Below are 19,907 nucleotides of genomic sequence, written 5' to 3' on the forward strand. Positions count from 1 at the left end.
AACACCATTATCGGCTGATTACGACGGCGGGTGCCCGGCTCGTTGTGAGCCGGGCACCCGCCGTCGTTGTTCGGAAATATTGGTTAGGAGAGCTTTGATGCCACCAGCGAGGTCAGGTCGACGAGGCGGTTGGAGTAGGCCCACTCATTGTCGTACCACGCGACAACCTTGACCTGGTTACCGATGACCTTGGTCAGACCGGAGTCGAAGATGGTCGAGGCGGGATCGGTGACGATGTCCGAGGAGACGATCGGCTCATCCGTGTAGGACAGGATCCCGGCCCACTGCTCTTCGGCCGCGGCGGCCTGGTAGGCGGCGTTGACTTCCTCGGCAGTGACCTCGCGGCTGACGGTGACGGTCAAGTCCGTGGCGGAACCGGTGGGGACCGGGACGCGGATGGCAAAGCCGTCCAGCTTGCCCTTCAGCTCCGGCAGCACCAGGCCGATGGCCTTGGCGGCACCGGTAGAGGTGGGCACCATGTTCAGCGCGGCGGCGCGGGCCCGGCGCAGGTCCTTGTGCGGGCCGTCCTGCAGGTTCTGGTCCGCGGTGTAGGCGTGGATGGTGGTCATCAGGCCGTGCTCGATGCCGAAGTTGTCGTTCAGCACCTTGGCCAGCGGACCCAGGCAGTTGGTGGTGCAGGAAGCGTTGGAGATGATGTTGTGCGCGGCGTCGTCGTACAACCCGTCATTGACGCCCATGACCACGGTGAGGTCCTCGCCGGTGGCCGGGGCGGAGATCAAGACCTTTCGGGCGCCCGCAACCAGGTGCTTCTCGGCATCCGCGGCATTGGTGAAAAAGCCGGTGGATTCAACCACGATGTCCACGCCCAGTTCGCGCCAGGGCAGATTGCCCGGATCACGCTCAGCCAGCACCTTTACGGTTTTGCCGTCCACCACCAGATTGCCGTCCTCCACGCGGACCTCGGCAGCGAGCCGGCCGGTGACCGAGTCGTACTTGAGCAGGTGGGCCAGCGTCTCGGGGCTGGTGAGGTCATTGACCGCTACGATCTCGAGGTCGGCGCCCAGCTTGCCCTGCTGCAAAGCGGCGCGGAAGAAATTGCGGCCGATGCGTCCAAAACCGTTGATTCCAATTCGAGTGGTCATGGGAGGTCTCCTTCAAGCGCGGCGAGCGCCATTTATTTAGTATCTAAATTTAAACTCCATTACTATTGTCTTGAACAACCGGCCCGACGTCAAGAGGAACTTTCGTGGACAAGACAGCCAGCACTCCGCAGGCCTTGCGGCGGACCAATCTGAAGGCCGTTCTGGAGGTTATGCGCGACGCCGGGGCGATGACGGGAACGGATCTGATCGAAGCAACCGGGCTGACCAGGGCCACCGTGATCGCGGTCTGCGACGACCTGATCCGCCGTGGCTGGGTGCGCGAGCTGGAGGGTGACCGCAGCTCAGGCACACAGAAGGGCCGCCCCGCACGCCGGTTCGAGTTCAACGCTTCCGCAGGGTGCGTCCTGGGGCTTGATGTCGGCATGGCCACCGTCACCGTCATGGTCGCCGGGCTCACCGGGCAGATGCTCGGCCGGGCGGCGGAGCGCTTCAGCAAGACGGCCAATGAGTCCGAACGGCGTGCCACCATTGCCCGGACCACCGATCGCGCCCTAACGGAAGCCGGCCTGCCGCACTCGGCCGTGCTCGCCGTCGGGATCGGGCTGTCCACTGCAGTGGACCGTCACGGCAACATCACCAAGGGCCTGCAGCTGAGTGAGCATTTTGACATCGGCCTGCAGACGGAGCTGTGGCAAGAGCACGGCTGGCCGGTCCTGCTGGAGAACGATGCGAACCTGGCCGCCCTGGGCGAGCACTGGCGCGGCGTCGGCGCCGGAGTCGATGATCTTGCCGTTATGTTGGCGGGTGAACGCCTCGGTACCGGACTGATCGAGTCGGGCCGGCTGCTCCACGGCAGCAACGGCGGGGCGGGCGAAGTAGGCACGCTGGAACTGGTCGACGGCGTCGGCAGCCAGGACGGCATCGCCCGCCTCGCCCGGCACTGGGGCACCGCCGCACTGGCCGAGGGCAAGCCCACGCTGATCCGGGACCTGGTGGGCCCGCACACGACGCGTGTCTCCGCAAGGTTTGTATTCGAGGCAGCGGCCAAAGATGACCCCGTCGCACAGGAGATCCTCGAACGCATCGGCCGCCGTATGGCGCGAGTCATCTCCCTGCTCGGCACCTTCCTGAACCCGGAAATGGTGGTCATCGGCGGCGCCGTATCCGCCTCGGCCACCGCCCTGCTGCCGACCATCAGCGCGGAACTTCCGCGGCTGACCGGAACCCCGCCGCGCGTCGCCGTCTCCGAGCTGGGCGACGCGATCGTCGCGACGGGTGCGGTCCGGCTCGCCCTTACCTATGTGGAAGACAACGCGCTGGCGCTCACTCCGGCCGGCGCCTGGCAGCGAGCCCGACTGTGAGACATTTGCCCACGGCAACGGCTTTTTTCGTGCAGAACGTCTGCTGACAGACGTCGGCTCTGGTGGATCTGCGGGCGGTCGATTAGGTTCGGATGTGGCCATTGGTTTTTCCCAACCAATGGCCTCGCGGTGTCCGGCCCCAACCGGCGGCGCGATCATTCGCCTAACCTTTGGAGGACATGCAGTGACGCACTACCCCCAGCCCCAGACGGGCTCCCGGCCCAAGCGGTACCGCGCTCTCGCAGCCGCCGCATCCATCGCCGTCGTACTCCCCTTCGGTTCGCTGGCCCCGGCGGCGGCCGACGCGAACTTCCCCTCACCCGAGGGGCAGACCAACATTTCGAGCATCCTCACCTACTCGGACGTGGTGGCCGAGCTGCAGAAGCTTGAGCAGACCAGCCGCTACGACATGGATGCCTTCACGCTGGAAGAAGCCGGCATGCAGGTCAGCACGTCGGAGCAGGGCCGCGACCTGTATGTGGCCACGGTCGGCAGCGGCGAGAAACATGTGTGGGTGCAGGGTCGGATCCACGGCAACGAGCCCTACGGCACGGACTCCATCCTGACGCTGCTCAAGGACCTGGGCAGCAACGGTTCCGCAGACTACTCCCTGCTGCGCGAGAAGTTCACCTTCCATTTCATCCCGATGTACAACCCGGACGGGTCGGAGGCGAACATCCGCCACACGGTCCTCTGGGATCAGGAGACGGACGCGCCTGAGCTAAGCGCGGACGGCAAGCAGCAGCGGATCGACTTGAACCGGGACTGGACGGCGGATGGTTTTGTGGCCGACGAGTCGCTGGCGTTCTATGAGTACTGGGCCACGGTCAAGCCGGACTTCGGGATCGACATCCACCACCAGGGCCTGAAGAAGGAGTGGGGAACCGGCGACGATGTCACGCTTTCGCTGGGCATCTCGCTGGCTCCCGGCGGGCCCACGCTGCCTGGGATAGAGAACGGCGCCTACGACGTACTGACCCGCCAGATGCACGTCTATGTCTACGACCAGCTGACCAAGTACGGCTCCATCAACATGGACCGCTACCAGGTGGGCGATGGCCTGGAAATCGACATCAAGGGCGGCGTGGTTTCGGCCATGATGCTCGGTCTCAATTACCAGAACCTCAACCCGCAGGGCCACTCCAACCCGGTGGTGTTCTTCGAGACCTCCGGCAACACGTCCGACGGCAGCCTCGGCCAGAAGGCGCGCGGCAAGTCCGTCCGACAGAACGTGCTGGCGATGAAGGAACTGCTGCTGGGCCTGGCCACGGGCGAAGTGCAGCAGGCCGACGCCGAACGCTGGGAAGACATTCCGCACCAGCCGGTCAACGGCTACCAGACGGACTACGCGGGAGTCATGCCGCTCCCGTAAGTCCGCCAAACCCTGAACAAGCACTGCCAACAACGACGGCGGACGGCCGGCTTGGATGCTGGACGTCCGCCGCCGTTCATTGTGCTTTGACGTTCCAGGCTCTACGTTGAATGGACCGCATTCCAAACCGCAGGAGCGGGCATGGGCAACATCCGCGAACGGAGGGGGCGGACGCCATTTCAGTTGCCGGCCGCCTTCACCCTCGCCTGTGCTGTCGTTTGTGTCCTCGCCTTTGGAGTGTGTTTGGCAGCCTTCGGAATCCGCCCTGCAACCAATGTCGCCATCGAGGCGGCCTTCGGGACAGGGGAAACGGAACCGGCAATCCCTGGGCGGGACCGCGGTTCGGCGGACCACGCCTTTGCGGCGGTAGACGCCTATTTGCAGGAACAGATCGACGCCATGGGGATTCCGTCAGTCTCCCTCGCCATCATCAAAGACGGCCAAGCCGTACACCAGGCTGCGTTCGGCAGCGCCGATGATTCCGGGCGACCAATGACCCCACAGACGCCGGTACTCCTGGCCTCGACCAGCAAATCCCTGACCGCCATCGCCGTGATGCAGCAAGTGGAGGCCGGACTGCTGGAGCTGGACGAACCTGCGCGGACGTATCTGCCATGGTTCAGCATGAGTGACAAGCGCGCGGCGGCCATCACCGTCCGGCATTTGCTGCATCAGACCAGCGGGCTGTCAACGGCTGACGGATCGGCTTTCGGAGCCTCGGATGCACAGGATCCGGACGCCCTCGAACAAGGGGTGCGTGACCTGGCAGATGCCAGGCTGGTCAACGAGCCCGGAGCGCGGTTCACCTATTCCAATGCCAACTACAACATTCTCGGCCTGCTGGTGCAGACGGTTTCCGGCCAGCCGTTCGGGGACTATATGCAGGAGCAGGTGTTCGCACCGCTCGACATGGCCGACAGCCACACCACGCGGGAGGCTGCCCGCGCGGACAACCTGGCCGCGGGGTATTCGTTGTGGTTCGGCACCTGGTGGCGGCAGACGGATGTGCCTGCAGCAACCACGGGGATGCCCTCGACCACCCTGTACTCGTCCGCACAGGATCTCGGCCACGAACTGGTCGCCCTGCTCGAGGGCGGACGCTATCTTGACCGCCGCATCCTCCGGCCGGAAAGTGTGCAAACGCTGCTGACACCGCAGGTCCGCGTGGACGGTTCCAAAAGATACGCAATGGCTTGGTTTGCCCGCCCCTTGGAGGAATCCACACACTCCGGCGCACCGACCGCCGCGGACCGGGATCTCCCCTTGCTCTTGGAGCATCAGGGCGAATGGGGAAATACACACACCTATCAGGCAATGGTCCCGTCCTCCGGACTCGGTGTCGCCCTGCTGATCAACGGCAACGATACATCGGCACCGTCACGTCTCCAGGCACTCGACAGCAATGTCCTGCGGATCCTCCATGGCCAACCGTCTGAACCGATCGCCGCACAGGAGGAGTGGCTGCAGCAGTACGGTTGGGCTGCTGCCCTGGTCCTGCTGTTCGCTGAACTGGCGAGTCTTGCGCTGGTACTCCGCTTTGTGGCGCAGAAACACACCGGCTCCACCAGCAACACGACCCGGTGCCGAGGGATTCTTATCCTCTGGACTGTCGGGGCCATGGCCCTCGATACCTTTCTCATCTGGTTGGCTTTCGTTTACGCGCCGGCCCATTTCGAAACCTACTTGGCCGTCATTATTTATCAGTTTCCCGACGTCGGTGCCGCGCTTGTACCGGCACTGACTTTGGCCCTCGTATGTTCCCTCCCCCGGACGGTCTGGCTGCTGTCCCGGCTACGGATGCCCGGCCCCATCTCTTGACCACGCCAAGGGCTCGATTTATAGTTAAGGAACTTATTAATTAAGGAGTTGCTTACGTGGCGGCATCGGACGAGCTGAGTGTTGTATTCGCGGCACTCGCAGACCCCACGAGGAGGGCCATTCTGACCCGTCTGCGGCAGGGGCCAACCACAGTGGGAGAGCTTGCCGAGCCCTTCGCCATGAGCCGGCCTGCGATCTCGCAGCATCTGCGTGTACTGCAGAACGCAGGACTCATCGAACGCACCACAAGCGCCCAGTGGCGCACCTGTTCCCTGCGCACCGAACCCCTCGACGACGCATCGGCCTGGATCGACCATCATCGCGGTCTCTGGAACGAGCGCTTCGATCTGCTCGACGAGCGGCTCCGCGACCTGAAGGAGAGGTCATCCAATGGTTGACCAGACCACGACCGAGGAAAAGCAGTTCACCATCACCCGAGTCTTTGACGCTCCCCGCGACGTTATCTGGCGCGCGTGGACGGACCCGGATGAAGCCGCCCACTGGTGGCACCCGAGGGGCGTCCGCACGCCACGCGATTCCGTGCGCGTAGACCTGCGGGTCGGCGGCAGCTACGAGTACAACATGGTCGCCCCGGACAACAGCGAGTACCCGACCGCCGGGGAGTACCTGGAAGTCATCGAACCCGAGCGACTGGTCTTCACCTGGGGCAGTCCGGGCGACGATCGGACTGAAGTACCCGTCATCACCGTCACCCTCGCGGAGCTTGACGGCAATCGGACCGAGATGACGTTCCATCTGCGCGGCATCGAAGGCAAGCCCGGCGACGGCTTTGTCTACGACGGCTGGGACGAAGCGTTCGACTCACTGGTCGAGCACCTCGGCTGAAGCGGAGCCCGCTGGTTTAGCAAACCCGGCACATTGCTCCGACCACTCCAAGCAACGACGGCGGACCCACCGCCGCCGTCGTCGTCGTCTAAGTCAGCAGGTTGCTCGGCTCGCCCTTGGAGAAAGTGAGGATGTTGTCGAGCATCTGGGTGTAGCCGAGCCGGTGCGCGCGCTGGGTCACGAAGCCGATGTGCGGACTCAGGATCAGGTTCGGCGCCGACCTGAGCCGGCTGTCCGCCGGCAGCGGTTCCACGTCGAACACGTCCAGCGCGGCCGCCGCAATCCGCCCCTCGCCAAGCGCACGGACCAGCGCCGCCTCGTCCACGAGCGGGCCGCGCGAGGTGTTCACCAGCCGGCCCTCGGGGCCAAGCAGCTCCAGCTCGGCGCCGCCGACAATCCCGCGCACGGCGTCCGAGAGCCGCAGATGGATGCTGACAATGTCGCCGCGGAGGAACAGCTCCGACTTGGTCACCAGTTCGACACCGTGTTCGGCTGCCCGTTCCTCGGTCAGGTGCGGGCTCCACGCGATGACCTTCATGCCGAAGACTTCGGCGTAGCGGGCCATCAGCGAGCCGAGTTTGCCCAGTCCCAGCAGGCCCAGGGTGGCCCCGGCCAGGTCGATCCCGAGTCCGGCCTGCCACTTGCCGGTGCGGATGTCGCGATCGTTCTGCGGGATGTCCCGGGCCACGGCCATGATCAGCGCCCAGGCCAGTTCGGCCGTCGCATTGGTGGATTGACGGGTGCCGCAGACGGCAATGCCGAGCCGCTTGGCCGCCTCCAGATCGATCGACGCGTTGGCCATGCCTGTGGTGGTGATCAGGCGCAGCCGCGGCAGCCGCTCCAGCAGTTCCGCCGTCATGGCCGTCCGTTCCCGCATGACAACAACGACGTCGGCATCGCGCAACCTTTCGGCGAGCGCGTCCTGATTGTCGAGGTGGTCGGTGAACCGCTCGACACTCGCATCCGGCGGGAGGTGTTCCCATGGGGCGCTGGTCAGAGCCACATCTTGGTAGTCATCCAGAATCACGATCTTCACGCTGCCCAGCGTAGCGCCTGGCTCTCCCCGGGGCGCGGCTGCGCCACTTAGACTGGGCGGGTCCGGCGTTTCGCCGCCTGCCCCGACAGCTGGGAGTCCACAATGCGCGCCTGCAATACGACCGCTCCTGCTGCCGCGGCCGTCGCGCTGCTGTGCCTCGCATTGCTCACCGGCTGCGCCGTCGAGCAGGAAACCGATGGCACGTCCGGTGCCCCGCCGTCGCCGTCCGTTGTTGCGAGCAGCCCGGCCGGCGCATCCACGGAGGTCTCGCCGTCACCCGGCGCGTCCCCGCCCTCCTCTCCCCCGGCTCCCGAAGGCGAGGAATTGGACCGCCTGAACCAGCAACTGCAGCGGGCCGCCGCCGACAACGACGCCGGGCAGATTGCTAAGCTGCTGGACCGCGGGGCGGAGCTGGAACGCCGCAACGCGGAAGGGCGCACACCGCTGGTTACGGCTACCAAAGCGAACAACATCGACGCCGCCCGCGCGCTCATCGAGGCCGGTGCCGACGTGAACGCGAAGGACAACATCGACGACTCCGCCTATCTGTACGCCGGAGCCGAGGGATTCGACGAGATCCTGCAGCTGACGCTGGAGCACGGCGCGGACCTGTCCAGCACCAACCGCTTCGGTGGAACGGCACTCATCCCGGCCTGCGAGCACGCGCACACTTCGACGGTCCGGATCCTCATCGACGCCGGGGTCGACATCGACCATGTGAACACTCCAGGCTGGACGTGCCTGCTCGAAGCCGTGGTTTTCGGCACCGGCAGCGAGGCGTACCAGGTCACCGTTCGGCAGGTGATCGCCGCCGAAGCCGACCTCAACATTCCGGATGCCAACGGGGTGACGGCACTGCAGCATGCACAGGCATTGGGCCAGACGGAGGTCGCTGCGCTGCTTCGGAGGGCAGGTGCGCGCTGACTGCATCCTGCGCACGCTCTCGACATGTGACCAAAAGGTCACCTATTATTAACGCGTGGACGCGGTATTTAAAGCCCTCGCAGATCCAACCCGCAGAGCCCTGCTGGATGAACTCTTCCGCGAGGACGGGCAGACACTCAGCGCCCTTGAAGCGCAGTTCGACATCACGCGCTTCGGTGTCATGAAGCACCTGAAACAGCTCGAAGAAGCAGGCCTGCTGGTCACGCGGCGCAGAGGCCGCGAAAAGCTCCATTTCCTGAATCCGGTGCCGATCCGCCTCATCCACGACCGGTGGGTGGGCAAGTACGCAGAACCGTGGGCCGCTGGCCTCAGCGAGCTCAAGACACGATTGGAAACTCCGATGGAAAAGATCTTCGAGATCTACATCCGCACCACTCCGGCACGGCTGTGGGAAGCGATCACGGACAGCGAGACCAGAAGCAAGTACATCTTCGGCAACCGGATCGAAACCGACTGGCAGGTTGGCTCGACCTACCGGATGACAAACCCGAAGGCCGACGGACCGCTGAGCGAAGGAGAAATCCTGGAGATTGACCCGCCGCGCCGTCTCGTGCAGAGCATGCGCGCACTCTGGGGCGAAGACGTCGAAGCCGAAGGGACCTCCCGGATCACGTGGGAAATCGAGCAGGTGGCAGACTCCTGCCGGCTGACCGTCACGCACGACCAGCTGCGCGAGGGCGCCAACGATCAGCTGTACGGCGGCTGGCCGATGATCCTCTCCGGGCTGAAGACCTGGCTGGAAACCGGCGAAGTGCTCACCACCCCGGGATCGCTTATGTATACGTGATCCGCGAAAGCGGCTCCCGACCCCTAGGCGCTGGATCCGCCCGTCCGCCATCCATCCCGGCGGCAAGAAGTTCCTGCAGTCCGTCCCGGAACTTTACCTTGCCGCCGTGGGCCGGATGGCGCACTTTGGGAACGGATAGGCCGCTGGCGCTGACGCTGCGGAAGCCCACGTTTCCCACCGCCACCACGGACTCCACCGCGAACAGCTTCGCCAGCTCCTGCCAGAACGGACGCCCTGCCAACGCTTCGGCGGCCGACGGCGCGCGGTTCGACAACGGCCGGCCGGGCTGGTGCGAATGCAGCGGGTAGGCGCTCCAGAGCAGCGGCAGGAAATCCAGGCCGGCGAGCACGTCCCACATCACCGTTGCCGTCGGTTCTGCTGCAACCGATGTTGCCTCGGCGGGCATGACATAGCCCTTGTCCGGCCCGAAAAGCCCGAAGTAGCCATTGCGGCTCTGCAGAATATCGCGGTTGGTGAACGGAACTCCGGTCAACCGCATGCCCCGGTAGCCGGGGGCCTCCCCCACCAGCAGGACCTTGGGCCGGCGTTCCAACATGTCCTGCAGGTACAGCTGTAGGTTGCGCCGGCGGACGGCGTTCTCCGGCTTGGAGTGGTCGAAGAAGTTGCAGCTGCTCGCCCCGACGGGCAACCGGGCAAGCTTTTCGATGAAGACCTGGATTTCCTGTGCGTCTGTGGCCAAATTCCTCAAGTCCTCCCGTCCGTTGCAATGCGCCCAGCCACTCCCGTGAGCACGCCGCGTTCGTTGTTCTGACTCCTCAACCATAGTGTCCGGCGGTTGTCAGGTGGCCTGCCCGGTCCCGATATGGGAGTCTGAAGCATGGTCGACGTCACCACCGAAATAGTCATTGCTGCCCCGCGCAAGACGGTTGCCGAATATGCGGCTGATCCGGACAACGCCCCGGAGTGGTACCAGAACATAGCCTCGGCCCGTTGGGAAACGCCCCGTCCGCTCTCGGTTGGATCCCGCATCGCCTTCAACGCCGCCTTCCTCGGCCGCCACCTCTCCTACACTTACGAGATCGTCGAGTTCCGCCCGCTCGAAAAACTGGTGATGCGCACAGCCCAGGGCCCCTTCCCGATGCAGACCACTTACACCTGGACCGAGGTGGGCAGGGCCAACACGCGGATGACGCTGCGCAACAGCGGCGAACCGACAGGCTTCTCCCGGCTGGCCGCACCCTTCATGGGGATGATGATGAGAAAGGCCAACGGGAAGGATCTGGCCCGGATCAAGTCGATTCTCGAAGCGCGTCCCGCCACAGGCTGAGCGTAAGCGGCACCAGCACCACGTCCAGGTGACCGCTTGAAACGGCAAAGGCACCACCATCTCGGACGGATGCCTTCAAAAGCTGCAACGAGCCATCTCGCGAGCTGCGATTCCGACGCAGAGACGTGGCATTCCCAGGCGTGCCCAGCTACGGGCCGACCAGTTCCTCATCGTTGCGATCGCGATGCATTGCAGCCACAAGCTCTGCAAAGAAGCGGCGCATTCGGTCGACGGCCGCAGCATGCTTTCCGATCGTCAAGAGATCGGCCACATCGGAAAATGCCTCGCTCCACAGCGGCAACAAATGTTGGGAGGGGTAAAGCTGGATCCGCCGCAGGGAGCGCAGCATGACCTGATCCATAACGGCGTGCAGTTCGTCGTTACCGGCAGCGTCAAAAACCAACTTCACAATCCGCCCGAAGGCTGGTCCCGAAGTTTGCATGTCGCCCGAGCCCAGAGCTGCGCCGAAGTCGGCCACCGAACGCTTGAAGTCCTCGAGCCACTCGTCGGAGAGCTTGCCATCGGCACGCTCGAGACCTGCAACAAACACGGCTCCCAAGACATCCATCAGGTCAATTGCCTGCTTCTGCGTCAATGCGGCAACGCGACGCCGCTTGTTCGGCAGAGCCTCAATGAAGCCCTCGCTGATTAGCTGTGTGATGGCTTCCCTCACGGGCGTGACGCTGACCCCCAACCGGGCCGCCAGCTCTGCGTCCTTGATCGCAGCCCGCGGGGCCAAAGCACCAGAGAGTATCTCGTCGCGGAGCTGCTGAACCACGGCATCCTTCCGCGAGAGCGGCAATTCAAAGTCCACCTGCCTGCCTCCGTCCGGTCTCCTGTCCGCTACCTGACGCCAGAGCAGAAGCACGGCGCGCATTCACTGTACCGCGTGCGGCCTTTCAGGAAATATCCGCATGGAACCTCTTCCCATTCAAGAACAATGCATTCTATAGTGTTGTGACCTGCACCACTAAAAATGCAGGACCAGCAATCCACTCAACGAAGAGAGATTGAAAATGGCGCTTGATGAAGCAACCGTAAAGTTCCTCGCCGCAGCAGCAGAAGCTGCTGGACCGGAAGCCAAACCCATGTGGGAAATGGAACCGGCTGAAGCCCGTGCCACGTCCGCGGCCATGAATGCGATGTTCGGGGAAGGTCCGGAAATGCACCGGACCGAGGACCATCAGTTGGTCAGTTACGACGGCGAAGAATTCGCCATCCGAGTCCATGTCCCCAATTCCGCCCCGACTGGAGTATTCGTCTATCTCCATGGTGGCGGCTGGGTTGTCGGCGACATCGACGGCTATGAGACGTTGGGTCGCCAGCTGGCAGAGAAAACCCGAAACACGGTCGTCCTGGTGAATTACCGCAAGGCTCCCGAAAAGCGGTTCCCTGCCGCCGTCGAAGATTCTTGGATTGCCTTGAAGTGGGCCGATGAGCATCGTGAAGAGCTAGCCAACGCCGGCGCGCCGCTGTTTGTCGGCGGCGACAGTGCCGGCGGCAACCTTTCTGCCGTGATGGCGCTGCGTGCGCGGGACGAAAACGGCCCCAGAATCGCTGGCCAGATGCTCATTTATCCAGTCACTGACGCAGACTTCACCCGCCTCTCCTACGACGAGCCGGAAAACCAGACCCTGCTGACCAAGGAATTCATGGTCTGGTTCTGGGACCACTACGCCCCCACTCCGGAGGATCGTGCCCATCCCCACGCCTCCCCCTTGCGGGCCGAAAGCCTGCAGGGCCTGCCCCCGGCACTGGTGGTCACGGCCGCCCACGATGTCCTGTGCGACGAGGGCGAGGCCTACTCCCAGCGTCTTCAGGAAGCCGGCGTCGACGTCCAGTTCCACCGGTGGCCAGGCCAAATGCACGGTTTCTTCTCCATGGTCAATGTGCTGCCGGCCAGCGCTGCCGTCATGGATTTGGTGGCAGACCGCGTGAAGGATATCTCCGTCAGCGCCGCGGAAACAACTGCGTCGGTGGAGGCCTGATGAGCACCCCACGCGGAGTAGACGCCGTCATTGTTGGAGCAGGATTCGCTGGCCTGTACATGCTGCACAAGCTGCGCGGACAAGGCCTTTCCGCCGTCGTCTTCGAAAAAGGGGACGGTGTAGGCGGAACCTGGTATTGGAACCGTTACCCGGGCGCCCGCTGCGATGTGGAAAGCCCCTACTATTCCTTTTCCTTTGACCCGGAGCTGGAACAGGATTGGGAGTGGACGGAGCGTTATCCGGCCCAGCCGGAATTGCTCCGTTACCTCAACCACGTGGCAGACCGCTACGATCTGCGCCGTGACATTGAGCTGGACACCACCGTCACATCAGCAAATTATGACGACGGTGCCGGGCTCTGGCGCGTATCGTCCGCCGGGCCGCGTGGCGCGGAAGAGACGACGGCGCGATTCTGCATTATGGCCACCGGCTGCCTATCGACCAGCCGAATTCCGGACTTCTCCGGGCTAAACACCTACACCGGGAAGGTCTACCACACCGGTGACTGGCCGCACGAAGGTGTCGATTTCTCAGGCAAACGTGTTGGTGTGATTGGTACGGGATCTTCGGGGATCCAGTCCATTCCAGAAATTGCGCGGCAGGCTGAGCACCTGAACGTCTTCCAGCGCACCCCGAACTTCAGCGTGCCTGCCAACAACGGACCGCTGGACCAGAAGCTCTGGCAGGATGTCAAGGCGAACTACCGCAAGATCCGCGAGGACGCCAAGCACACTCCCACTGGTCTGCCCTTCCCTCCCGGGCCTGACTCCGCTTTGGAAGCTCCACCGGAGGACCGTCAGCGGGTGTTCGACGAGCATTGGACGCTCGGCGGTTTCCGGTTAGGACAGTGTTTCTCCGATCTAGCGATCAGCAAGGAAGCCAACGACACGGTGGCCGAGTACATCCGTACCAAAATCGATGAGATCGTTCAAGATCCCGAAACCGCGCGCATCCTCAAGCCGTATGACCATCCGGTGGGGACCAAGCGCATCTGCGTGGACACGGATTACTACGACACCTATAACCGGGACAACGTCTCCTTGATCGATGTGCGCAAGTCTCCCATCCAGGAGTTGACCCCGGACGGGCTGCGTACGGCTGACAAGGAGTACAAGTTGGATGCCATCGTCTTTGCCACCGGTTTCGACGCTATGACGGGCGCCCTGCTCGGCATCGACATCCGGGGCCGTGACGGTGTCTCGCTGCGGGAAAAGTGGGAGGCCGGACCTCGAGCCTACCTCGGCCTGTCCGTCGCCGGGTTCCCGAATCTGTTCACGGTGACCGGTCCGGGCAGCCCGTCGGTCCTGAGCAATATGATCACGTCCATCGAGCAGCATGTGGACTGGATTTCAGACCACATAGCCTACTTGGACAGCAATGGACTGACCTCCTCAGAACCGGTTCCCGAGGCAGAGGACGAGTGGGTGGAGCACGTGAATGCGGTGGCGGAGATGACGCTCTTTCCACAGGCGAACTCTTGGTACCTGGGTGCCAATGTCCCGGGCAAACCCCGCGTTTTTATGCCCTATGTCGGCGGCGTGGGCGCCTACCGCGCTAAATGCGATGAGGTAGCCGCAAGGGCCTACGAAGGCTTCGTTCTCGCCTGATCTACTAATCACCCTATTAATGGGAGGACGACGGCGGCAGCCCACCTGCCGCCGTCGTTTTCCCTTCTGTTCAGGCTCGGACCTGGCTCATGCATTGTTCTCGGGCGCCCACACCTCGTTCATCATTGGTGCAATCCTGGCCACCCTCGGCGTGGTGATCTCGCCGTTCTTCAAGGTGCCCAAGCAGCACTAATTGGGGACCGTTTCCTCAACCGGAGACCGGGTGGGAGCCCGGGCCTTGGATCGCCCGGGCTCTGCCCATCCTTGGCCAGCATCAGGAGGGCTTCTATGGAAGCGGCATGCCGGTTGGCCACCGAGCCGGGGCTAAGGAAAAGGCCCGTCGATCCCGTAGATCCAGCCTGACAACGGACAGAGACCGCTATGCTCCTGCTATGGCGGGGAGCAGCGGGCCGATCGACAACGACGTTTACAACAGGCTGGGTTCTTCCTGGTGGGATGAAGAGAACCCGCTCAACCTGCTGCACGGCAGTCTTACTCCCGCACGGATGGCCTACTGCCGTGAAGTCCTGCAGCGCGAGCTAGGCCATGAGGGCGGCAGCTTGGCCAAAGCCACTTTCCCGCCCGACGGGTCTGCCGTTGCCCAACAGATCGGCGCAGGCGTGAAAGCGCTCGATGTTGGTTGCGGCGCCGGTCTGCTGGCCGAGGAATTCGCCCGGCTGGGGTTCGACGTCGTCGGTGTGGACCCGTCCGCCGTCGCGATTGAAGCGGCCAGGACGCATGCGGAAACCAGCGGGCTTCGGATCCGATACCAGCTTGGCGCCGGCGAACAGCTGCCGCTGGAGGACAGGGCATTCGACGTCGTTTACTGTTGCGATGTGCTCGAGCATGTTGCCGATCTGCCGCAGGTGCTGGCGGAGACCGCTCGGGTGATGAAACCGGGAGGCGTGTACTTGTTCGACACGATCAACCGGACGGCTACGAGCAGGCTCCTGGCCATCAAGCTCATGCAGGAGTGGCAGTTCACCCGGATTATCGACACGGAGCTCCACGTTTGGGACAAGTTCATCAAACCAAATGAACTGGCCTCCCTATTAATTGGTAACGGATTGGAGCCTGCCGGCATGTCCGGTCTGGCGCCGCGCGCGAACCCGCTGGTCATGCTGCGTGGTCTAATCCAAACCCGGCTCGGCCGCATCACATACGGCGAGCTCAGCCGCAGGCTGGACTTCGGACCGGTCAGGAGCACAGCCCTCTCTTATATGGGGTATGCGGTGAAGCGCCGAAACCGGGAACCCAACGGGGCGTCCGAGGCCGGCGAATGAGGCTGCAGGAACTGGCCGACCGGATCGAGCGGCTTGTAGCCGCGGCAAGCGAGGAACGAGCCGCGGCCGAGGACCGGCCACCCCCTCGCGGGCGGACCATTATTGGCATCGTCGGTGAGCCGGGCGCGGGCAAGAGCACCCTCACGGAAAACCTGCTGGCCCTGCTGAACGCGGGGGCTCCCGATCCCGAACAGCAGCGGTTCGCGCACGTCCCGATGGATGGCTTCCACCTCGCCGACGCCGAGCTGCAACGGCTGGGGTTGTTAGCTCGTAAGGGCGCGCCGGAGACCTTTGACGTGTACGGCTATGCCGAACTGCTCCGGCGGCTTCGACGTGATCGGCGCAACACCGTTTACGCTCCTGGTTTCGAGCGGACTCTCGAGCAACCCTTGGCAGGCCGCGTTCCCGTCTTTCCCTCGGCACACACAGTACTCACCGAGGGCAACTACCTTCTGCTGGAGGAGCCCGGCTGGCGGCAAGTCCGCGAGCAGTGCACAGAGGTCTGGTACGTCGAGCAGGAAGACCAAGTCCGTATCCGGCAACTGGTTGAACGGCACATCGCTTTTGGTAAATCGCCGGAAACCGCCGAAGCCTGGGTACGCGACGTGGACGAGCCGAATGCCGAGTTGGTTCGTGCCACTCAGGACCAAGCAGACCTCCTCATCATCCTGGCCTGATCCCCTGTCCCCACGGCCTCTTTCTGCGGCATTTTTCGCCAGCTCCGTCATGCGAAGTCATGTGACGTCATGCTGCTGACGCGCAAAGTCACTGCGGTTCAGAAATATTTCCTGCCCTCGGACGCGCCGGTAGATTCCTCGGTACGTCCCCAAAGGACGGTAACTGCCACGAGGCGACGCAAGCTTCGTTGAACACTAGCCGGTGAGTGCAGTCCCCGAATTCTCGGGTGCTTCCGGCGAGCCGTTTAACGGGCCGGACGGAAGAACCCGAGAACATGACATTACGCCAAACCCCCTGGGCACCCACGGCCCTTGCCGCCGTCGTTGTCCTGGCCCTTGCCGGTTGCGGCGGCGCCGCGAGCGCCCAGCCCGATGAGGCCAATACCTTTGTTTTCGCCACCGGCAAGGACATCTCCTGCCTGGATCCCCACGTCAACGGGGACATGCCGCAGGCATCACTCGCCGCCAACTACCTCGATTCACTGGTCTCGCAAGACAAGGACGGCAAGATCCATCCGTGGCTTGCCGAGTCCTGGGAGGTCTCCGCGGACGGGCTGACCTACACGTTCACGGTCCGTGACGACGTCTACTTCACTGACGGCACCAAGTTCACGGCCGAGGCGGTCAAGGCGAACCTGGACCACATGGTGGATCCGGACACGCAGTCCGGCACGGCTGGCGGATACCTCAAGCCCTATGAGAGCACCGAGGTCATTAACGAAACCACGGCGCGCGTCAGCCTGAACCGTCCGTACGCGGCCTTCCTGGAAGTGCTGGCCCAGCCGTTCCTCGGCATCGAGTCCCCTACCGCGCTCAAGCGGCCGCAGGCGGAGAACTGCATTTCGCCGGTGGGCACCGGCCCGTACAAGATTGTGGACTACATTCCGCAGTCCAAGGTCTCACTGGTGCGCAACGAGGATTACAACTCGGCTCCGCCGTTCGCCCAGCATGAGGGCCCGGCGCACATCAAGAACCTGGAGTGGCTGATCGTGCCGGAGGATTCCACCCGGTACGGACTGCTGCGTGCAGGCCAGGTGGACGCGCTGGATCTGATGCCGTCGGTGTACTTCGCCGAGGCGGAGGCGGACAAGAAGGTGCAGCTGGTGCTGCAGGACCGGCCGGGCAATCCGACCAACCTGATGCTCAACACCACGCGCGCCCCATTCGACGACATCAAGGTGCGCAAGGCTTTCCTGCACAGCGTGTACGTGGAGGCCGGTATCAACAGTGTCTACTTCGGAACGGTGACCAAGGCCGGCGGCCCGCTGGCCAGCACCACCGGTTTCTACTCGCCCGACTTCGAGGACGCGTACCTCCCGGACCCCGCAGAAGCGGACCGGCTGCTGGACGAGGCCGGCTGGACCGGCCGGGACGAGCGGGGTTACCGGACCAAGGACGGCAAGCGGCTGACCGTGGTCCTGCCCTACACCCCGGCTGCGTGGCCCACGGCGCACGCGGCGCTGGTCACGCAGATCCAGGCCAGCGCCAAGCAGCGCGGGTTCGATGTGCGGATCGAGAACCAGGACTTCGCGTCGTCGTCGGAAAAGTACAACAACTTCGAATACGACCTGCGCGCCGGCTACTGGAACACCAACACGGCGGACGTGCTGCGGATTGTCTTCTCCACCGAGTACATGAAGTCAGCCGGCTTCGTCCCCAACGGCTCGGGCTTCAGCAACAAGGAGTTCGACCGGATCGTGAACGAGGCCCTGGCCACCGATGATCCGGACATCCGCGCCGAGCTGTACTACCGGGCCCAGCAGATTGTCAGCGAGAACGCCCTCCAGCTTCCGCTCTACAACCAGACCAGCCAGCTGGCCCTGCGCCAGGACCGGTTCGCCAACCTGACGTTGGAACCGAGCCTGTCCCTCCCCTACATCTACGACGTCACGGCGGTGAACGCATCATGAGTACGGCAACGCAAGCCCGCACTTCGCATACCGAAATTCCACGAACGACGGCGACCGCCGGCTCCACGGGGCAGGTGATCCTCAAGCGCGCGGCCGGGAGCCTGTTTGTCCTCTGGGCCGCGGTGACGCTGACGTTCTTTGTCCTGAGGCTGGTGCCCGGCGATCCGGTCACCACCATTCTGGGCGGACACAGCGCCGCCCCGTCCGCCGAAACCGTGGCCGCGGTCGAGGCGCAGTACGGGCTGGACCAGCCGGTCCTCATCCAGTACGTCAACTACCTGGCGGGACTTGCCACCGGCAACTTCGGCACCTCGTACGTGTTCAAGGTTCCGGTGCTGGACATCCTCGGACCGCAGATCCAGCCGACCTTCCAGCTGGCCGGCCTTGCGCTGGTCTTCGCCTGGGCCATCGCACTGGCGTTCACCCTGCTGACCGTGGGACGCGGACGGGTGCTGGACGGCGTCGGCCGCGGCATCGAAGTCTTCTTCGCCGCGCTGCCGCCGTTCTGGGTGGGCATCATGCTGGCCGTGGTCTTCGCCGTCATCCTGGGCTGGTTCCCCGTGGCCGGTGACGACGGCTTCAAGTCCCTGGTGCTCCCGGCCATGGCGCTGGGCATTCCGCTGGCCGGCTTCATCGCCCAGGTCACCCGTTCTTCCTTCGAGGAAGCGCTGGCCCAGCCGTTCGTACTCTCCGCACGGGCCCGCGGCCTGTCCGATCTGGCCGTCCGTGTGGGCCATGCCCTGCGGCATGCCATCCTGCCGGGTCTGACGCTCTCCGCCTGGGCGGTCGGCTCGCTGGTCAGTTCGGCCGTGGTCGCGGAGATCATCTTCGCCCGCCCCGGCCTGGGCCGCTCCCTGGTGGACGCCATCATCAACCGGGACCTGCCCATCACCCTGGCCGTGGTGTTCATCATCGCCACGGTCTACATCCTCGTGAACCTGGTGGTCGACGTGCTGTACCGCGTGATCGATCCCCGCACCAATGACAAGGGGGCCGGCGCATGAGCGTGGCACTTGAACCCACTACCACCCGGACGCCGCTGCCCGGCGGCGACCAGCCCGGCAACAAGCCCGACGGCAGACGCGGCCGGACCCGCACCACCGCCGTGCTGCGGGGCCTCCGCGGCACCCCGATTGGCGTGTGGATCGCCGCGGCGGTCCTGTCCTTCCTGGTGCTGGCCGCCGTCGTTCCTTCACTGCTGACGGTCAAGGATCCCTACATCATCGACCCGGCCGGCGCGTTCACCGCCCCCAATGCGGAGCATCTCTTCGGCACCGACCAAAACGGGCGCGACGTCTTCTCCCGCGTGATCACCGGCACCGGACAGTCGCTGCTGCTGGGGCTGGCCGCCACCGCCATCGGGCTGGTGTTCGGCGGGCTGCTCGGCATCACTGCCGGGGTCTCCGGCAAGTGGCTGGACTCGGCGATCTGCCGCTTCGTAGAGATCCTCTTCGCCTTCCCCGGCCTGCTGCTGGCGCTGATTGTCATCGCGGTTTCGGGAACCGGCGTGGTCACCGCGGCGATCGCCGTCGGCGTGGGCACGGCCCCGGGCTACGCCCGCATGCTCCGCACGCAAACGCTGCAGGTCATCGCCGCGCCCTACGTAGAGACCGCGCGATCGCTCGGCCGCTCCCGCCGGCACATCCTGTGGCACACCATCGTTCCCAACGTGATCCGGCCGCTGTTTGTGCTCGCCACCCTGGGCGTGGGCCAGGCGATTGTCTGGGCTTCCTCGCTGAGCTTCCTCGGTCTGGGCGCGCAGCCGCCGGCGGCCGAGTGGGGCGCGATGCTGGCGGATGGGCGCAACTACATCCAGATTGCCTGGTGGATCGCCGCCTTCCCCGGCATCTTCATCACCCTCGCCGCGCTGACCACTACCGTGGTGGGGCGTCACCTGCAGCAGCGGCTCGAAGCAGAGGTTTAGG

The 19,907-nt window shown here is 64.2% G+C and carries 19 protein-coding genes; 15 read left to right on the forward strand and 4 right to left on the reverse strand.

The window, feature by feature from the left end:
- Positions 1–83 precede the first annotated feature (83 nt).
- Complete coding sequence (gene gap / locus J5251_RS01330; protein WP_208574987.1) at positions 84–1,103, reverse strand: type I glyceraldehyde-3-phosphate dehydrogenase; 1,020 nt, start codon at positions 1,101–1,103, stop codon at positions 84–86.
- Between the two features lie 104 nt (positions 1,104–1,207).
- Here gap and J5251_RS01335 point away from each other — a divergent pair, with 104 nt between their 5' ends.
- From J5251_RS01335 to J5251_RS01355, 5 genes are all read left to right on the forward strand, one after another.
- The gene (locus tag J5251_RS01335) at positions 1,208–2,425 is read left to right on the forward strand and encodes an ROK family protein (RefSeq protein WP_244250749.1); all 1,218 of its coding nucleotides are present in this window, start codon (positions 1,208–1,210) and stop codon (positions 2,423–2,425) included.
- A 184-nt stretch (positions 2,426–2,609) separates the two neighbouring features.
- Positions 2,610–3,797 carry a M14 family zinc carboxypeptidase gene (locus tag J5251_RS01340; protein ID WP_244250751.1) on the forward strand — a complete coding sequence of 396 codons (1,188 nt, stop codon included), beginning with the start codon at positions 2,610–2,612 and terminating at the stop codon, positions 3,795–3,797.
- Positions 3,798–4,034: 237 nt separating this feature from the next.
- Positions 4,035–5,615 (forward strand): serine hydrolase domain-containing protein, encoded by a 1,581-nt coding sequence (locus J5251_RS01345; RefSeq protein ID WP_348272977.1) that lies wholly within the window; start codon positions 4,035–4,037, stop codon positions 5,613–5,615.
- Positions 5,616–5,671: 56 nt separating this feature from the next.
- Positions 5,672–6,013, forward strand: a complete 342-nt coding sequence (locus J5251_RS01350) for an ArsR/SmtB family transcription factor (protein ID WP_139004297.1) — start codon at positions 5,672–5,674, stop codon at positions 6,011–6,013.
- The gene (locus J5251_RS01355) at positions 6,006–6,461 is read left to right on the forward strand and encodes an SRPBCC family protein (protein ID WP_139004296.1); all 456 of its coding nucleotides are present in this window, start codon (positions 6,006–6,008) and stop codon (positions 6,459–6,461) included. Before J5251_RS01350 ends, J5251_RS01355 begins: the two co-directional genes overlap by 8 nt.
- A gap of 88 nt (positions 6,462–6,549) precedes the next feature.
- Here J5251_RS01355 and J5251_RS01360 read toward each other — a convergent pair whose 3' ends face one another.
- Positions 6,550–7,497: a D-2-hydroxyacid dehydrogenase family protein gene (locus tag J5251_RS01360; RefSeq protein WP_208574989.1), complete on the reverse strand. Its 948-nt coding sequence runs from the start codon at positions 7,495–7,497 to the stop codon at positions 6,550–6,552.
- Positions 7,498–7,599: 102 nt separating this feature from the next.
- Between J5251_RS01360 and J5251_RS01365 the strand changes: the two genes are divergently transcribed.
- Entirely contained in the window at positions 7,600–8,421 is an 822-nt protein-coding gene (locus tag J5251_RS01365) for an ankyrin repeat domain-containing protein (protein ID WP_208574990.1), read from the forward strand.
- A gap of 55 nt (positions 8,422–8,476) precedes the next feature.
- Complete coding sequence (locus J5251_RS01370; protein WP_139004293.1) at positions 8,477–9,229, forward strand: ArsR/SmtB family transcription factor; 753 nt, start codon at positions 8,477–8,479, stop codon at positions 9,227–9,229.
- Here the strand turns inward: J5251_RS01370 and J5251_RS01375 are convergent.
- Entirely contained in the window at positions 9,216–9,929 is a 714-nt protein-coding gene (locus tag J5251_RS01375) for a uracil-DNA glycosylase (RefSeq protein ID WP_240792970.1), read from the reverse strand. The genes J5251_RS01370 and J5251_RS01375 overlap by 14 nt on opposite strands.
- A gap of 138 nt (positions 9,930–10,067) precedes the next feature.
- On the opposite strand from J5251_RS01375, the gene J5251_RS01380 reads away from it, so the two are divergent.
- On the forward strand, positions 10,068–10,517 hold the full coding sequence (locus J5251_RS01380; protein ID WP_139004291.1) for an SRPBCC family protein: 450 nt from the start codon (positions 10,068–10,070) through the stop codon (positions 10,515–10,517).
- Between the two features lie 148 nt (positions 10,518–10,665).
- On the opposite strand, the gene J5251_RS01385 is transcribed toward J5251_RS01380, so the two are convergent.
- Entirely contained in the window at positions 10,666–11,331 is a 666-nt protein-coding gene (locus J5251_RS01385) for a GntR family transcriptional regulator (protein WP_171059286.1), read from the reverse strand.
- Between the two features lie 202 nt (positions 11,332–11,533).
- Here J5251_RS01385 and J5251_RS01390 point away from each other — a divergent pair, with 202 nt between their 5' ends.
- The 7 genes from J5251_RS01390 (at position 11,534) to J5251_RS01420 (ending at position 19,906) form a co-directional block, all read left to right on the forward strand.
- Positions 11,534–12,505, forward strand: a complete 972-nt coding sequence (locus J5251_RS01390; protein ID WP_244250752.1) for an alpha/beta hydrolase — start codon at positions 11,534–11,536, stop codon at positions 12,503–12,505.
- Entirely contained in the window at positions 12,505–14,112 is a 1,608-nt protein-coding gene (locus tag J5251_RS01395; protein ID WP_208574991.1) for a flavin-containing monooxygenase, read from the forward strand. Before J5251_RS01390 ends, J5251_RS01395 begins: the two co-directional genes overlap by 1 nt.
- Positions 14,113–14,504: 392 nt before the next feature.
- Positions 14,505–15,395: a bifunctional 2-polyprenyl-6-hydroxyphenol methylase/3-demethylubiquinol 3-O-methyltransferase UbiG gene (ubiG, locus tag J5251_RS01400; RefSeq protein WP_208574992.1), complete on the forward strand. Its 891-nt coding sequence runs from the start codon at positions 14,505–14,507 to the stop codon at positions 15,393–15,395.
- Positions 15,392–16,072 carry a nucleoside/nucleotide kinase family protein gene (locus tag J5251_RS01405; protein WP_208574993.1) on the forward strand — a complete coding sequence of 227 codons (681 nt, stop codon included), beginning with the start codon at positions 15,392–15,394 and terminating at the stop codon, positions 16,070–16,072. Before ubiG ends, J5251_RS01405 begins: the two co-directional genes overlap by 4 nt.
- A 275-nt stretch (positions 16,073–16,347) precedes the next feature.
- The gene (locus tag J5251_RS01410) at positions 16,348–17,982 is read left to right on the forward strand and encodes an ABC transporter substrate-binding protein (RefSeq protein WP_208574994.1); all 1,635 of its coding nucleotides are present in this window, start codon (positions 16,348–16,350) and stop codon (positions 17,980–17,982) included.
- Positions 17,979–18,986, forward strand: a complete 1,008-nt coding sequence (locus J5251_RS01415) for an ABC transporter permease (RefSeq protein ID WP_244250753.1) — start codon at positions 17,979–17,981, stop codon at positions 18,984–18,986. The genes J5251_RS01410 and J5251_RS01415 overlap by 4 nt, the downstream gene beginning before the upstream one ends.
- Complete coding sequence (locus J5251_RS01420; protein ID WP_244250755.1) at positions 18,983–19,906, forward strand: ABC transporter permease; 924 nt, start codon at positions 18,983–18,985, stop codon at positions 19,904–19,906. Before J5251_RS01415 ends, J5251_RS01420 begins: the two co-directional genes overlap by 4 nt.
- The last annotated feature ends 1 nt before the right edge of the window (position 19,907 follow it).

It is taken from the genome of Arthrobacter crystallopoietes (assembly GCF_017603825.1).
GTDB lineage: Bacteria > Actinomycetota > Actinomycetes > Actinomycetales > Micrococcaceae > Crystallibacter > Crystallibacter crystallopoietes_B.

Coding starts and splice junctions, on each gene's coding strand:
- J5251_RS01355 (WP_139004296.1), top strand. CDS start 6,006: ATGGTTGACCAGACCACGACCGAGGAAAAGCAGTTCACCATCACCCGA.
- gap (WP_208574987.1), bottom strand. CDS start 1,103: ATGACCACTCGAATTGGAATCAACGGTTTTGGACGCATCGGCCGCAAT.
- J5251_RS01420 (WP_244250755.1), top strand. CDS start 18,983: ATGAGCGTGGCACTTGAACCCACTACCACCCGGACGCCGCTGCCCGGC.
- J5251_RS01405 (WP_208574993.1), top strand. CDS start 15,392: ATGAGGCTGCAGGAACTGGCCGACCGGATCGAGCGGCTTGTAGCCGCG.
- J5251_RS01365 (WP_208574990.1), top strand. CDS start 7,600: ATGCGCGCCTGCAATACGACCGCTCCTGCTGCCGCGGCCGTCGCGCTG.
- J5251_RS01380 (WP_139004291.1), top strand. CDS start 10,068: ATGGTCGACGTCACCACCGAAATAGTCATTGCTGCCCCGCGCAAGACG.
- ubiG (WP_208574992.1), top strand. CDS start 14,505: ATGGCGGGGAGCAGCGGGCCGATCGACAACGACGTTTACAACAGGCTG.
- J5251_RS01415 (WP_244250753.1), top strand. CDS start 17,979: ATGAGTACGGCAACGCAAGCCCGCACTTCGCATACCGAAATTCCACGA.
- J5251_RS01410 (WP_208574994.1), top strand. CDS start 16,348: ATGACATTACGCCAAACCCCCTGGGCACCCACGGCCCTTGCCGCCGTC.
- J5251_RS01390 (WP_244250752.1), top strand. CDS start 11,534: ATGGCGCTTGATGAAGCAACCGTAAAGTTCCTCGCCGCAGCAGCAGAA.
- J5251_RS01395 (WP_208574991.1), top strand. CDS start 12,505: ATGAGCACCCCACGCGGAGTAGACGCCGTCATTGTTGGAGCAGGATTC.